Here is a 12993-nt window from a genome sequence, read left to right on the forward strand (position 1 = left end):
GTCGGGGGAGCCTCCGTGAGACCGCGCCCCCAGATGTCCGTGACGGACCTGGGAGAGGCGAATGAGGGCGACAGCAGCTGAGCAGCGGGCGATGCAGCGCGCGCTCGCGCTCGCCGTCACCCCCGGCGTCCCGCTGGGACCGAACCCCCGCGTCGGGTGCGTGCTGCTCGACGGGGGCGGCGGTGTCGTGGCCGAGGGCTTCCACCGTGGCGCGGGCACCGCGCACGCCGAGGCCGATGCCCTGGACCGGGCAGGGGAGTCGGCGCGCGGGTCCACGGCCGTGGTCACCCTGGAGCCCTGCAACCACACCGGTCGGACCGGCCCCTGCGCCCAGGCACTGGTCGAGGCGGGCGTGCGCCGCGTCGTCTACGCCCAGGCCGACCCCAATCCGGTGGCGGGCGGCGGCGCCGAGACGCTGCGGACGGCCGGCGTCGAGGTGCTCGGCGGCGTGCTCGCCGAGGAGTCCCGCGCGGTCAACCGGGTGTGGAGCTTCGCCGTGGAGCACGGTCGACCCTTCGTGACCTGGAAGTTCGCCACCACCCTGGACGGCCGGAGCGCCGCCGCCGACGGCACCAGCCGCTGGGTCAGCTCGCCCGCCGCCCGGGTCGACACCCACCGGCTCCGTGCGCTCTGCGACACCATCCTGGTCGGGACCAGCACCGTCGCCGTGGACGACCCGCAGCTGACCGTCCGCGACGAGCACGACCGGCCACTGCCCCGCCAGCTGCTCCGCGCCGTGATGGGCCTGCGCGACCTGCCGGAGGATCGCCGGGTCTTCGACGACGCGGCCGAGACGGTCCGGCTCCGCACCCGGGACCCGCACGAGGCGCTCGCCCGGCTGCGGGCCCTCGACCGCCAGCACGTCTTCCTCGAGGGGGGTCCCACCCTGGCCGCCGCCTTCCTGGCGGCCGGCCTGGTCGACGAGGTCGTCACCTACGTGGCCCCGATGCTGCTCGGCGCCGGACGCTGCGCGTTGGGCGACCTGGGCATCACCACGATCGGTGACGCGCTCCACCTCGACGTCCTCGACGTCACCGTCCTCGGGGAAGGCCCCGAGACCAACCTCCGCCTCACCATGACCCCGCGAGAGGTCCCGGCTCCCCGGGACCCCGCCCGAGAGGACTCCTGAGATGTTCACCGGAATCGTCGAGGAGCTCGGCACCGTGCACGCCGTGCTCGACCAGGGCGACGCCCTGCGCCTGACCATCGCCGCGGCGACGGTGCTCGACGACGTGCACCTGGGCGACTCCATCGCCGTCAACGGCTGCTGCCTCACCGTCAGCGAGACCGGGTCCAGCGGACCCGGCGGCGCCGTCGACCTGTGGACCGCCGACCTGATGCAGGAGACGCTGGACCGCACCAGCCTGGCCGGCGTGGCGCCCGGCGACCGGGTCAACCTGGAGCGTGCCGTCACCGCGGCCACCCGCTTGGGCGGTCACCTCGTGCAGGGCCACGTCGACGGGGTGGGGGAGGTCCTCTCCCGCACCCCCAGCGAGCACTGGGAGGTGGTCGAGGTCTCGCTGCCCGCCGAGCTCGCGCCCTTCCTGGTGGAGAAGGGATCGATCGCGGTCGACGGGGTCAGCCTCACGCTGGTCGACGTCGGCGAGTCCAGCTTCACCGTCAGCCTGATCCCCGAGACGCTCGCCCGCACCACGCTCGGCTTCCGGCAGCCCGGTGACCGGGTCAACCTGGAGACCGACATGATCGCCAAGCACGTGGCCAAGCTCGTCCGCGCCTACCTGCCGGCGGGGGAGAGGCCATGATCATCCTGGAGTGGCTCGTCCACGGCACCATCCCGGTCCCCGGGGGCAGCCTGAGCGCGCCGGAGGTGATCGGCAACGTCTTCGGGCTGATGAGCGCCGTCCTGGGGATGCGTCGCTACGTCTGGGCCTGGCCCGTGGGGCTGGTCGGCAACGTCCTGCTCTTCGGGGTCTTCGCCACCGGCGAGCTGAGCAACGTGGTCTCCGAGCCGCTGTGGGGGCAGGCCGGGCGCCAGGTGTTCTTCGCCGCGGTCAGTCTCTACGGCTGGGTCCGCTGGAGCCGGGCCCACCGGGCCGGTGGCGCCGCGGACGGCGGGGCGATCACCCCGCGCTGGGCGACCTGGGGCGAGCGCGGCCAGCTGCTCGTGGTCGGCCTCGTCGGCTACGCCGCGGCGTACTGGGCGCTGACCCGGCTCGGCTCCTGGGGCCCGGCGACGGAGGCCTGGATCCTGGCCGGCTCGATGCTGGCGACCTGGGGGATGGCCCGGGGATGGGTGGAGTTCTGGCTGGTCTGGGTGCTGGTCGACGTCGTCGGGGTCACCACCCTGATGCAGGCCGGCTACTACCCGACCGCCGTCATGTACCTGGTCTACGCCGCCTTCGTGGTGGTCGGCTTCGCCGTCTGGTGGCGGGCCGCCCGGCGGGCGGAGGACCACGAGGAGTCCCGGAACCGGGACGGTTCGCTGCCGGAGCCGGCAGCAGGAGAAGGAGCGCACGCGTGAGCATCCGACTGGACAGTGTCGAGCGGGCGGTCGCCGACATCGCGGCCGGCAAGGCGGTGATCGTCGTCGACGACGAGGACCGCGAGAACGAGGGCGACATCATCTTCGCCGCCAGCAAGGCGACCCCGGAGCTGATGGCGTTCACCATCCGGCACTCCAGCGGGGTGATCTGCGTGCCGATGCCGGCCGAGATGCTGGACCGGCTGGAGATCCCGCTGATGACGCCGCACAACAAGGACAAGCTGCGCACCGCCTACACGATCTCGGTCGACGCCCGTGACGGCGTCTCCACCGGCATCTCCGCCGCCGACCGGGCGCACACCGCCAAGGTGCTCGCCGACTCGGCGACGGAGCCGTGGGAGCTGACGCGGCCCGGCCACGTCTTCCCGCTGCGCTACCGGGAGGGCGGCGTGCTGGTCAGGCGGGGTCACACCGAGGCGGCGGTCGACCTGGCCCGGCTGGCCGGTCTCACCCCCGCCGGGGTGCTGGTGGAGGTCGTCAACGACGACGGCACCATGAAGCGCGGCCCCGAGCTGCGCGAGTTCGCCGACAAGCACGGGCTGGCGATGATCTCCATCGAGGATCTGGTCCGCTACCGGCGCCGCCACGAGATGCACGTCGACCGGGTGGCCGAGACCCTGCTGCCCACCCGGCACGGCGACTTCGTCGCCCACGGCTACCGGATCACCATCGACGACTCCGAGCACGTCGCCCTGGTCCGCGGCGACATCAGCGGGGACGAGCCGGTGCTGACCCGTGTCCACTCGGAGTGCCTGACCGGTGACGTCTTCGGCAGCCGGCGCTGCGACTGCGGACCGCAGCTCGACGAGGCGATGGCCCGGATCGCCGAGGAGGGTCGTGGCGTGGTGGTCTACCTGCGCGGCCACGAGGGGCGCGGGATCGGCCTGGTGGGCAAGCTGCAGGCCTACCAGCTCCAGGACGGCGGCCGGGACACCGTCGACGCCAACCTCGACCTGGGGCTGCCCGCCGACGCGCGCCACTACGGCGCTGCCACCCAGGTGCTCCGTGACCTGGGCGTCGGCGCGGTGCGGCTGATGACCAACAACCCCGAGAAGACCCGCAGCCTCGAGGACTTCGGGATCCGGGTGGCCGAGCGGGTGCCGCTCACCCCGCACCCCAACGACCACAACCTGGCCTACCTGCTGACCAAGCGGGACCGGATGGGCCATCACCTTCCCGACCTCGAGGAGCAGGCATGAGCGGCGCAGGAGCACCCACCCACGAGCCGGTCGACGGCAGTGACCTGAAGGTGGCGGTGGTCGCCGCCAGCTGGCACACCCAGGTGATGGACGGCCTGCTGGCCGGCGCCCGGCGCGCGCTGGCCGACTCCGGCGTGGAGGCGCCGCTGGAGCTGCGGGTGCCCGGCACCTTCGAGCTGCCGGTCGTCGCGGCGGCGCTGGGCGCCCGGGGGTACGACGCGGTCGTGGCCCTGGGGGTCGTCATCCGGGGCGGCACCCCGCACTTCGAGTACGTCTGCTCGGCCGCCACCGACGGCCTCTCCCGGGTCGCCCTCGACCACGGCGTCGCGGTGGGCTTCGGCGTCCTGACCTGCGACACCGAGGAGCAGGCCCTGGACCGCGCGGGACTGCCCGGGTCCTCGGAGGACAAGGGCCTCGAGGCCGCCTCGGCGGCGCTGGCCACCGCGCGCCTGCTCAAGGACCTGCACCGGGACCTGCACCGGGACCTGCACCGGGACCTGCACCGGGACGCGGGCGACGAGCCGGCCGCCGGAGTGGACCGGCGTCGTTGACGCCCGGACCACCACCTAGGCTGGGCGTGTGAAGACGTTCGAAGGTCTGTGGGACGAGCTCAACGAGCTCGCCCGGACCCGTCCCGATGGTTCCGGCACCGTGCGAGCCCTGGATGCCGGGGTGCATACGATCGGCAAGAAGCTGGTCGAGGAGGCCGCCGAGTCCTGGATGGCCGCCGAGCACGAGGGCAAGGACCGGGCCGCCGAGGAGATCAGCCAGCTCCTGTACCACGCCCAGGTCCTGATGCTGGCCAGCGGCATCAGCCTCGACGACGTCTACGCACACCTGTGAGGCTCTGACCCGATGACCGAGATCCACGACGGCGCGCTGCTGCGCGTCGCGGTGCCCAACAAGGGCGCCCTCTCCCACGCCGCCTCGGAGATCCTGCGCGAGGCCGGCTACCGGCAGCGCAGCGACACCAAGGAGCTCGCGCTGGTCGACCCCGAGAACGGGGTCGAGTTCTTCTACCTGAGGCCGCGCGACATCGCCCTGTACGTCGGCGAGGGCACCCTCGACGTCGGGATCACCGGGCGTGACCTGCTGCTCGACTCCGGCGCCCAGGCCGACGAGGTGCGTGGCCTGGGCTTCGGGCGCTCGCGGTTCCACTTCGCCGGTCCGGCCGGCCGGTACGCCGACCTGGCCGACCTGGCGGGCAAGCGCATCGCCACCTCCTACGTGGGCGTGGTGCAGCGTTTCCTCGACGAGCAGGGGATCGAGGCCACGGTGCTCCGGCTCGACGGCGCGGTCGAGACGAGCATCCAGCTCGGCGTCGCCGACGTGATCGCCGACGTGGTCGAGACCGGCTCCACGCTGCGCGCCGCCGGCCTGGCCGTCTTCGGGGAGGTGATCCTCTCCTCCGAGGCGGTGCTGATCGCCCGCCGGGGCACGCCCCACAGCGGGCTGGAGGTCTTCCGCCGCCGCATCGAGGGCGTGCTGGTCGCCCGCAGCTACGTGATGATGGACTACGACATCCGCACCGAGCAGGTCACCGACGCGGTCGCGCTGACTCCCGGGATCGAGAGCCCGACGGTCTCCCCCCTGCACCGGGAGGGCTGGGTCGCGGTCCGCGCCATGGTCCCGCGGGAGGGCGCGCAGCGCCTGATGGACCAGCTCTACGACTTGGGTGCTCGTGGCATCCTGCTCACCGATGTCCATGCCTGTCGTCTCTGAGCCGCCGCGGCTCCCGCACACCTGGCGCCCGCTCGGCGTCCGCCTGGCCGCCACCGCGTGCGCCGTGATGCTGCTGGTGGTCTGTGCCGCGGCCTGGTTCGGCTTCGACGAGTCGATCCGCGCCCGGTTCACGCTGTTCCAGAAGAGCACGATGCTCGTCCTGGCGCTGATGGCGCTCTCCGTCGGTCACGCGCTGGCCCGTTCCCGTGTGGTCGCCCGGGCCGAGGGTCTGGTGGTCGTCAACGGGTACCGGCGCCGCGAGCTGGGCTGGGCGCAGGTCGTCGCGGTCCGGATGCCGCCGGGGTCGCCCTGGGCGACGATCGACCTCAGCGACGGCACGACCGTGCCGCTGATGGCGATCCAGGGCTCCGACGGGGACCGCGCCAGGAAGGCGCTGCGCGAGCTGCGCTCCTGCCTGGACCGCTGAGCCCCGTCCCGGCGGCGCCGGGTGAGGCCGGGTGGCGGCTCGCTCAGCGGCCGAGCATCGCTCCCACCCGGGCGGGGGTGAAGCCGGGGAACACCTGGGCGATGCTCGCCCCGAACCGGACCGAGACCACCTCGGCGAGGACGCTGCGGTAGTCGGTGGTGACCAGCAGGTCGGAGTCGGGTCCGTCGACCAGTCCCGGCCAGGTGCCGTGGTACCCGCCCCGCACCCCGGCGCCGAGCAGGAGCATCACGGTCCCGTAGCCGTGGTCGAGTCCCCAGTTGGCGTTCTCCCGCACCCGGCGGCCGAACTCGCTGACGCAGACGACGGTGACCCCCTGGCCGAGGTCGCCGAGATCGGCGAAGAAGGCGGCGAGGGCGCCGGCCAGCTGCTCGGCGTTGCTCTTCATCGCGCCGCTGGCGACGGTGCCGACGCCCGTGTGCATGTCCCAGTCCCCGTGATCGACGGTGACCACCTCGACGCCGACGTCGCTGCGCACGATGCGCGCCACCTCGCCGAGGGCGCGACCGAGGTCGTGGGTGGGGTAGGTGACCCCGTTCTGTGGCGTCTTCTCGGCCTGCTTGACCGGCGCGAAGTCGCCCACCGCGGTGAACGTGGCGCGCATCGACCTCGCGAGGTGCGTCTGCCGCTTGTCCCACAGGGTGTGCAGCGACTTCACCCGGCCGCCGTGGACGTCCCACTGGTCGGCTCCGGCGATGCCCACGTCGGCGATGCTCCGGGTGGTCAGGTGGGGTGCCGGCCCGTAGAGCGAGGCGGGTGAGCTGCCGCCCAGGTGCATGGCCTGGAGCGGGGTGCCGAGCGGCTGCGCGCCGACCAGCCGGTTGAGCCAGCCGGTGCGGGTCGCGGCGCCGGGGGCGGCGTCCTCGAGCTCCTCCATGGCGGCGAAGTGGGACCGGTTGCGCGCCGGCAGGCCGGCGGCGTGCACGCACGCCATCGCTCCGGCCTCCCACAGCGGCAGCAGCGGCGAGAGGGCGGGGTGGAGGCCGTAGAACCCGTCCGCGGCGATCAGCGACGCGGCCGGCACGGCCAGCCGGGGACGGGCCTGGGCGTAGACCGGGTCGCCGTGCGGGACGACCAGCGAGAGCCCGTCGGCGGCACCGCGCAGCGAGAGCACCACCACCACCCCGCGGGCCTTGCCGGAGGCGGCGACCGCGGCCGGCTGGACGACGGCGGTGCCGAACGTCGTGGCCACCCCGGCGGCCAGTGCGCCGCCCAGGAAGGCGCGGCGCGAGGCCCGGGTCATCTCGGAGAACTCGGCGCAGCAGGAGGCGTCGCGGCCCGGGGGGAGGTCGGGGGAGGAGGTCATGGCGGTCACCTGACGAAGAATTCCGGGGAGTCGAGGAAGGTGGTGAGCAGCCTGGCCATGCTCCACCGGACCAGGGGGTGGTCGTGGGTGATCTTCTCGCTCGGGCGCAGGTTGGTGGCCTCGCAGCAGGCCTTGAGCAGGGAGGCGGTCGAAGGCTGGTGCAGCAGCTCGCGGGAGAGGTGGTCGACGAGCTCGTCGAAGCGCATCCCGGACTTCGGCACCCACGCCTTGGCCGGGCGGTAGGAGATGTCCTTGGTGGGCCACCAGCCGCCGGCCATGGAGTAGTGCATCCGCAGCGACGCCAGCAGTCGGGAGGTGGACGACCAGGCCGCGTTCGTCAGGGGGGTGCCGTCCGGGCGGGGCCAGGAGAAGGGCATGGCCCCCACCGTCTGGGCCTGCCACAGCATCGCGTTGGCCGCGGAGTCCGAGGCGGAGGGCGGCCGGACCCGCACCCGCAGGGCGCGGTAGGTGGCCACCACGTCCTCGGCGGGGTCACGGAGCTTGTCGCCGATGGAGCGCCGGAACTCGCGGGAGTCGACGAGCGCCTCGAGCACCGGCCTGATCTCGGTGTCGTGGTCGCGGTAGACCTTGGCGAGCCGGGCGACCAGGCGCGCCGGCGGGTCGTCGGCGACGAACTTGGTGGCCAGCTTGCGCGCGATGCGCTCCGCGGTGTCGGGATGGTGGGCGAGGTAGCGCAGGTAGGCACGGGTGACGGCCCGCCCGTCGGCGGCGGCGTTGGGGTCGGAGAACCCCTTGACCCGGACCCGCCCGGTGGCGTGCAGGTCCGACCGGTAGGACGCCTCCCAGCTGCGCCACATGTCGACGTGCCAGCCCGTCAGGATGCGGGCCGACGCCTTGACGTCGTCCTCGTCGAAGTTGCCCCGGCCCACCGTGTGCAGCTCGAGCAGCTCGCGGCCGAGGTTCTCGTTCGGGCGGGTGGCGGTCGAGCTGGCGTTGTCGAGGTAGATGAGCATGGCCGGGTGCGTGATGGCGGCGACCAGCAGGTCGTCGAAGCGGCCCAGCGCCTTGCGGCGGATCGTCTCGCCGTAGTCGCGGCGGTAGAGGAACCACTGCTCGCCGTTGGTCGGCACGTTGAGGTGGTTCTCCCAGAACTGGGCCATGGTCTCCTGGACCTGGCGCCGGGAGTGCATGCGCCGTGCCATCACCCAGCGCTGGTAGTCCTCCATCACCAGCCAGCCGCCGCGGATGCCGTCGGAGTGGTTCTGCCACAGGGCGAGGGGGCCGTGGTTGAGCAACGGCCACCACGTGGCGGTGCGCGCGTGGGTCTTGTCCGAGACCTTTGACGGCTTCAGCTGCCAGGCGAACCAGGCACGGGCGCCGCCCTTGCGGCGTACCTCCCTGGCCAGCTCGGGAGTGATCCCGTAGCTGAACCGGCTCACCAGGTGGCGGTCCTGCTTCTCCAGCAGGGGGCGCTCGGCCCAGGTGCGCGGCCGGTAGCGGGGAGCGGCGGCGGAGGGCGCCGCCAGGGCGACCGTGGCGCCGGCCGCCAGAGTGCCTCCGCGCAGGACGGCGCGACGACCGGGGGAGGTGGTCCGAGACGACATGTCCGCGAGCCTAGGAGGTGCGGGCCGACATGTCCCGCGAACCCGGATACGACCTCCTCGTGCCCGAGGTCAGCGCGAGCCCACCTGGTCCGCGGCCGGCGCCGCGGTGGACAGCCGCAGGTCCGCGCGTGCCCGCGTGCCCTCCCGAGCGAAGTGCCGCTCCTCCCGCTCCGCCCACCTGTGCCAGTGCGGCGCGAAGTCGTCACCGTCCCGGGCCACCCCCCGGGCGTGTCGCAGCGTCGTCGGGGCCTCCACCCACACCAGGGCGCTCCGGTAGGGGGCGGTGATCCGGGACCCGGCGCCCACCCCCTCCACCACCAGCAGGGGCGCCGGGGCCAGCAGCATCCGCTCCGCGAAGCGCCCGGCGTGCCAGTCGAAGCGTCGAGGACGGGCACTGCGGCCGGCGTGCCAGGGCGCCAGGACGTCGGCGACCAGGTCGGCGGCCAGCCGGTCCAGGCCGCCTTCCCACCCGGCGAGCAGGTCGTCGAGGTGAAGCACCCTGGTGCCGGTCCGTGCCGCGGCCACCGCGGCCGCGAGCGTGGTCTTCCCCGCGCCCGCCGGGCCGTCCACGCAGAGGACGGGCGGTCGCACGGCGGCCGCGTCGACGAGCTCGAGGACCCGCCGCGGCGTCGCCGCGTCGACCGTCCCGACCGTCCCTGCCGCGCCGCTGCGAGCGGCGGCCGACTCCACCGTCCGATCCCTCAGAAGGCCTGGCCGGCGCCCCGGTAGGTGGGCGCCGAGTCGACGATCCGGTCGCCGTGCAGGAGGTGGACGGTGGGGGTGTGCTCGAAGAGCTCGCCGGACTTGGCGTGCCGGAACCAGACGAGGTCGCCGATCGCCAGCCCGCCGACCGGGTGGCCGGTCAGCGGCGTCTGGACCTCCCCGGCTCCCTCCAGCCCGGTGAGCTCGAGACCGGGCGGGCACCAGGGGACGGGCTGGCGGTCGGCGCCGGGAGGTCCCGAGGCGATCAGCCCGCCGCCGTGGACCGTGACGACGCCGGGTCCGGGACGACGGGTCACCGGCACGCCGAAGAAGGCCGCCGGTCGCGGTCGGAACGAGCGGTAGTGGTCGAAGAGGCCGGGGACCAGCAGGCCGGAGCCCGCGGCCACCTCGGTGACGTGCGGGTCCGCGGCGCTCGTCTCCACCGAGCCGGAGCCACCGGAGTTCCAGAACTCCAGGGGTCCGTAGGGAGCGAGGGCGTCGGCGACCTCGCTGCGGCGGGTGGCGAGCTGGCGCACGGAGGCGGCCTTCATCCGGCGCACCACGCTGGAGCGGGCCCGCTCACCCGGCACGTCGTCCGGCACCCCGGCGACCTGGCCCTCGTAGGTCATCACCCCCACCAACCGGAAGCCGTCGCGCCCGGCCACCTGGTGGGCCAGGGCGGCGACGGAGGCCGCGTCGTGCAGGGGGGAGCGCTTGGGTCCGACGTGCTGACCGGCGACCCGCAGCCCGGCGTCGACGTCGAGGGCCACGCGGATCTGGACCGCCTTGGAGGCGCGCAGCGAGTCGACCACGTCGAGGTGGGCGACGTCGTCGACCATCAGGCAGACCGCCGCGGCCGTCGCCGGGGAGGCGACGAGCTCCGCGAGGGCCGCCCGGTCGACCGTGGGGTAGGCCACCACCACGTCGTCGGTGATGCCCTCGCGGTGCAGCCAGATCGCCTCGCGCAGGGTGTAGGCCAGCACGCCGCGGAAGCCGGGTCGTGCCAGGGCCCGGGAGATCAGTGCGGGGACGCGCAGCGACTTGGACGCCACCCGGATCGGGGTGTCCCCCGCGCGGCGCGCCAGGTCGGCGGCATTGGCGTCGAAGGCGTCGAGGTCGACGACCGCCAGCGGCGTGGCGGGCGGCTCGGGCAGGGTCGCGGTGGCCTCCCGCAACCGGCTCCAGAGCCGGCTGCGCTCCATCAGGGCGGTGTTCATCAGGTGATGCCGCGCTTGCGCAGCAGGGCCTCGATGTCGGCGAGCTCGTCGTCGACCGGCTCGGCCCGGCGCCCCTTCCCCTTGCCCCCGGTCTCCTTGCCACCGGCGGCGGGGGGCAGGGTCCGGCCGGTGGCGGCGCGGGGCAGCTCCTCGCGGCTGCGGGGGCCGCGCGCCAGCTCACGGCCGCGCAGGTAGCCCGAGACCAGGAAGAGCAGCACCGAGAGACCGGCCAGGCCGACCCCGGACCAGACGACGGGGCTCAGCACCAGATGGGTCGCCCAGTCGGCGACGGAGCCGCCGATCTCGGTGAACATCTCCAACGTGCCGGTGAGCCAGGCCGCGGCCGGCAGCAGGGTGAAGGCCGCGCCGCGAGTGGCCGCGGCGGCGCCCCTGTTGCGGGCCGCCCACCAGGTGTAGATGGCTCCGACCAGGGTCAGGGTCAGCGTCAGTGCGCTCCAGGTCACCTCGTCCACGGCCCCAGGGTCCCACACCGTTGTCTAGGCTGGGCGACATCATGGCCGACTCCCCGCGCTTCGACGGCGCCCGCATCCTCAAGCCCGGATTCCCCGGCGACACGGGAGAGGCGGACCCCGCGGTGGTCTCGGCGCTGGCCTCCTTCGACCGCACGCCGGCCGCCTTCGCCGCGGCCGTCTCCGCCCTGGCCGGCAGCCGCCTGCTGGTCCCCGTGGTGGCGGTGCTGGGGGAGGTGGAGATCGACGAGGCCGGCCTGGCCCACGACAAGTCCAGCGACATGGCCGCCGTCCTGCTCACCGGGGGAGACGGCAGGCTGGCGCTGCTCGCCTTCACCTCGACCCAGTCGCTCGCCGCCTGGGACCCGCAGGCCCGTCCGGTGCCGGTGACCGCCGAGGTGGCCGCGCTCAGCGCGGTCCAGGAGCAGGCGGACGCCCTGGTCGTCGACGTCGCGGGTCCCAGCCCCTTCGTGCTGGAGGGACAGGACCTCGAGGCGTTCGCCGCGGGCTGGAAGCTGGCCCAGGTGGGCGACCGCTACGGCTGGCTGCGGCCCGGCGAGTGAGGCGGTCCGGCGCCGGCTTGGCGCCGGCGGACCGCCTCGGGTAGCATCGAGGAGTTGACCCGACGTGCCCGGAACCACGGGCCCGTCACCAAGCGGAGGCTTGCAAGACGTCTCCCACCCGCACCGACCGCGCAAGGTCGTCGGGTCCGGTCACGGAACAACCCCGTGGGGTGGTTCCGGAGTGTTCCCGGAGTTGTGCTGGGGGATGCGTCTGACTGGCTTCCGCTTGGAACGAGCGGGAGCCATCGTCCATTTCGGAGACGGTGTCCTCGCACAAGACCACTGGAGGACACATCAGCACAGAGCTGCGTATCAACGACCGGATCCGGGTTCCCGAGGTCCGTCTCGTTGGACCCAACGGCGAGACGGTCGGCATCGTGCCGACCGACCAGGCACTCAAGCTTGCCCAGGAAGCCGACCTCGACCTCGTCGAGATCGCTCCCCAGGGGCGTCCGCCCGTCTGCAAGCTCATGGACTACGGGAAGTTCAAGTACGAGAACGCCCAGAAGGCCCGTGAGGCACGGCGGAACCAGACGAACGTCATCATCAAGGAGATGAAGCTTCGTCCCAAGATCGACGCTCACGACTACGAGACGAAGAAGGGCCACGTGGTCCGCTTCCTCAGCGCCGGTGACAAGGTCAAGATCACGATCATGTTCCGCGGTCGCGAGCAGCACCGTCCCGAGCTCGGCTTCCGGCTGCTCCAGCGGCTCGCCGAGGACGTCGCGGAGCTGGGCTTCGTCGAGTCCGCGCCCAAGCAGGACGGTCGCAACATGATCATGGTCCTGGGGCCGAACAAGAAGAAGGCCGACGCCAAGGTCGAGATGCAGGCGGCCAAGGAGACCAAGGCCGCCGAGAGGGCCGCGGCCGAGGCCGAGGAGCGCGCCGCGTTCGCGCCCGAGGCGGGCCGCAAGATCGCCCAGAAGAAGGAGCGCGGCCGTTCGGAGAACCTCGACCCCGAGATCGAGGCCTGAGCACCCACCCATACTTCGGCGACCCGGCCCGGTCGTCGTACGCACCACGAGAAGAGAGAGCATCGACATGCCCAAGAACAAGAGCCACTCCGGTGCCGGCAAGCGCTTCCGCGTGACCGGTTCGGGCAAGATCCTTCGCGAGAAGGCCGGCAAGCGTCACAACCTGGAGAAGAAGCCCTCCAAGGTGACCCGTCGGATGACCGGGACCGTCGAGGTCGCCAAGGCTGACGTTCCGCGTGCCAAGAAGATGCTGGGTCTCTGACCGCTCTTCACCCCCTCACACTTCCTCCCGGTCCGCCGACCGGGGTGACAGACAGCAACAAGGAG

At 73.1% G+C, this 12993-nt stretch carries 16 protein-coding genes; 11 read left to right on the forward strand and 5 right to left on the reverse strand.

Annotated features, from left to right (window positions below; all coding sequences use genetic code 11):
* Positions 1-61: 61 nt before the first annotated feature.
* From ribD to AC4BG9_RS06115, 8 genes are read left to right on the forward strand one after another with little or no spacing between them, the layout of a single operon-like run.
* Positions 62-1129 (forward strand): bifunctional diaminohydroxyphosphoribosylaminopyrimidine deaminase/5-amino-6-(5-phosphoribosylamino)uracil reductase RibD, encoded by a 1068-nt coding sequence (gene ribD / locus AC4BG9_RS06080; RefSeq protein WP_490570180.1) that lies wholly within the window; start codon positions 62-64, stop codon positions 1127-1129.
* Between the two features lies 1 nt (position 1130).
* Positions 1131-1763, forward strand: coding sequence for a riboflavin synthase (locus AC4BG9_RS06085; protein WP_490570181.1), 633 nt, complete (start codon positions 1131-1133; stop codon positions 1761-1763).
* Positions 1760-2482, forward strand: coding sequence for a nicotinamide mononucleotide transporter family protein (locus AC4BG9_RS06090; protein ID WP_490570182.1), 723 nt, complete (start codon positions 1760-1762; stop codon positions 2480-2482). Before AC4BG9_RS06085 ends, AC4BG9_RS06090 begins: the two co-directional genes overlap by 4 nt.
* The gene (locus tag AC4BG9_RS06095) at positions 2479-3702 is read left to right on the forward strand and encodes a bifunctional 3,4-dihydroxy-2-butanone-4-phosphate synthase/GTP cyclohydrolase II (protein ID WP_490570183.1); all 1224 of its coding nucleotides are present in this window, start codon (positions 2479-2481) and stop codon (positions 3700-3702) included. The genes AC4BG9_RS06090 and AC4BG9_RS06095 overlap by 4 nt, the downstream gene beginning before the upstream one ends.
* Positions 3699-4253 carry a 6,7-dimethyl-8-ribityllumazine synthase gene (gene ribH / locus AC4BG9_RS06100; protein WP_490570184.1) on the forward strand — a complete coding sequence of 185 codons (555 nt, stop codon included), beginning with the start codon at positions 3699-3701 and terminating at the stop codon, positions 4251-4253. The genes AC4BG9_RS06095 and ribH overlap by 4 nt, the downstream gene beginning before the upstream one ends.
* A gap of 28 nt (positions 4254-4281) precedes the next feature.
* Positions 4282-4545 carry a phosphoribosyl-ATP diphosphatase gene (locus AC4BG9_RS06105; RefSeq protein ID WP_490570185.1) on the forward strand — a complete coding sequence of 88 codons (264 nt, stop codon included), beginning with the start codon at positions 4282-4284 and terminating at the stop codon, positions 4543-4545.
* Positions 4546-4557: 12 nt separating this feature from the next.
* A complete protein-coding gene (gene hisG / locus AC4BG9_RS06110) occupies positions 4558-5424 on the forward strand; it encodes an ATP phosphoribosyltransferase (RefSeq protein WP_490570186.1) in 867 nt (288 codons plus the stop codon).
* Positions 5408-5851, forward strand: coding sequence for a PH domain-containing protein (locus AC4BG9_RS06115; protein ID WP_490570187.1), 444 nt, complete (start codon positions 5408-5410; stop codon positions 5849-5851). The genes hisG and AC4BG9_RS06115 overlap by 17 nt, the downstream gene beginning before the upstream one ends.
* Before the next feature lie 43 nt (positions 5852-5894).
* On the opposite strand, the gene AC4BG9_RS06120 is transcribed toward AC4BG9_RS06115, so the two are convergent.
* From AC4BG9_RS06120 to AC4BG9_RS06140, 5 genes are all read right to left on the reverse strand, one after another.
* Entirely contained in the window at positions 5895-7175 is a 1281-nt protein-coding gene (locus AC4BG9_RS06120; RefSeq protein ID WP_490570188.1) for a DUF1501 domain-containing protein, read from the reverse strand.
* Between the two features lie 5 nt (positions 7176-7180).
* Positions 7181-8740 (reverse strand): DUF1800 domain-containing protein, encoded by a 1560-nt coding sequence (locus tag AC4BG9_RS06125; protein WP_490570189.1) that lies wholly within the window; start codon positions 8738-8740, stop codon positions 7181-7183.
* 69 nt (positions 8741-8809) lie between these two features.
* Positions 8810-9430, reverse strand: coding sequence for a nucleoside/nucleotide kinase family protein (locus tag AC4BG9_RS06130; protein ID WP_490570190.1), 621 nt, complete (start codon positions 9428-9430; stop codon positions 8810-8812).
* Between the two features lie 11 nt (positions 9431-9441).
* Positions 9442-10659, reverse strand: coding sequence for an amino acid deaminase/aldolase (locus tag AC4BG9_RS06135; protein ID WP_490570191.1), 1218 nt, complete (start codon positions 10657-10659; stop codon positions 9442-9444).
* Positions 10659-11132, reverse strand: a complete 474-nt coding sequence (locus AC4BG9_RS06140; RefSeq protein WP_490570192.1) for a hypothetical protein — start codon at positions 11130-11132, stop codon at positions 10659-10661. The genes AC4BG9_RS06135 and AC4BG9_RS06140 overlap by 1 nt, the downstream gene beginning before the upstream one ends.
* Positions 11133-11173: 41 nt before the next feature.
* Between AC4BG9_RS06140 and AC4BG9_RS06145 the strand changes: the two genes are divergently transcribed.
* The 3 genes from AC4BG9_RS06145 (at position 11174) to rpmI (ending at position 12928) form a co-directional block, all read left to right on the forward strand.
* The gene (locus AC4BG9_RS06145) at positions 11174-11692 is read left to right on the forward strand and encodes an SseB family protein (RefSeq protein WP_490570193.1); all 519 of its coding nucleotides are present in this window, start codon (positions 11174-11176) and stop codon (positions 11690-11692) included.
* A 263-nt stretch (positions 11693-11955) separates the two neighbouring features.
* Positions 11956-12666: a translation initiation factor IF-3 gene (gene infC / locus AC4BG9_RS06150; RefSeq protein ID WP_490570194.1), complete on the forward strand. Its 711-nt coding sequence runs from the start codon at positions 11956-11958 to the stop codon at positions 12664-12666.
* A gap of 67 nt (positions 12667-12733) precedes the next feature.
* Positions 12734-12928: a 50S ribosomal protein L35 gene (rpmI, locus tag AC4BG9_RS06155; protein ID WP_157339999.1), complete on the forward strand. Its 195-nt coding sequence runs from the start codon at positions 12734-12736 to the stop codon at positions 12926-12928.
* Positions 12929-12993: the final 65 nt, after the last annotated feature.

The sequence above is a fragment of the Nocardioides sp. Z40_12 genome, assembly GCF_058215795.1.

Excerpts from the sequence above, each read along its gene's own strand:
- ribD (WP_490570180.1), top strand. The coding sequence starts at position 62 with ATGAGGGCGACAGCAGCTGAGCAGCGGGCGATGCAGCGCGCGCTCGCG.
- AC4BG9_RS06085 (WP_490570181.1), top strand. The coding sequence starts at position 1,131 with ATGTTCACCGGAATCGTCGAGGAGCTCGGCACCGTGCACGCCGTGCTC.
- AC4BG9_RS06090 (WP_490570182.1), top strand. The coding sequence starts at position 1,760 with ATGATCATCCTGGAGTGGCTCGTCCACGGCACCATCCCGGTCCCCGGG.
- ribH (WP_490570184.1), top strand. The coding sequence starts at position 3,699 with ATGAGCGGCGCAGGAGCACCCACCCACGAGCCGGTCGACGGCAGTGAC.
- hisG (WP_490570186.1), top strand. The coding sequence starts at position 4,558 with ATGACCGAGATCCACGACGGCGCGCTGCTGCGCGTCGCGGTGCCCAAC.
- AC4BG9_RS06115 (WP_490570187.1), top strand. The coding sequence starts at position 5,408 with ATGCCTGTCGTCTCTGAGCCGCCGCGGCTCCCGCACACCTGGCGCCCG.
- AC4BG9_RS06120 (WP_490570188.1), bottom strand. The coding sequence starts at position 7,175 with ATGACCTCCTCCCCCGACCTCCCCCCGGGCCGCGACGCCTCCTGCTGC.
- AC4BG9_RS06125 (WP_490570189.1), bottom strand. The coding sequence starts at position 8,740 with ATGTCGTCTCGGACCACCTCCCCCGGTCGTCGCGCCGTCCTGCGCGGA.
- AC4BG9_RS06135 (WP_490570191.1), bottom strand. The coding sequence starts at position 10,659 with ATGAACACCGCCCTGATGGAGCGCAGCCGGCTCTGGAGCCGGTTGCGG.
- AC4BG9_RS06145 (WP_490570193.1), top strand. The coding sequence starts at position 11,174 with ATGGCCGACTCCCCGCGCTTCGACGGCGCCCGCATCCTCAAGCCCGGA.
- rpmI (WP_157339999.1), top strand. The coding sequence starts at position 12,734 with ATGCCCAAGAACAAGAGCCACTCCGGTGCCGGCAAGCGCTTCCGCGTG.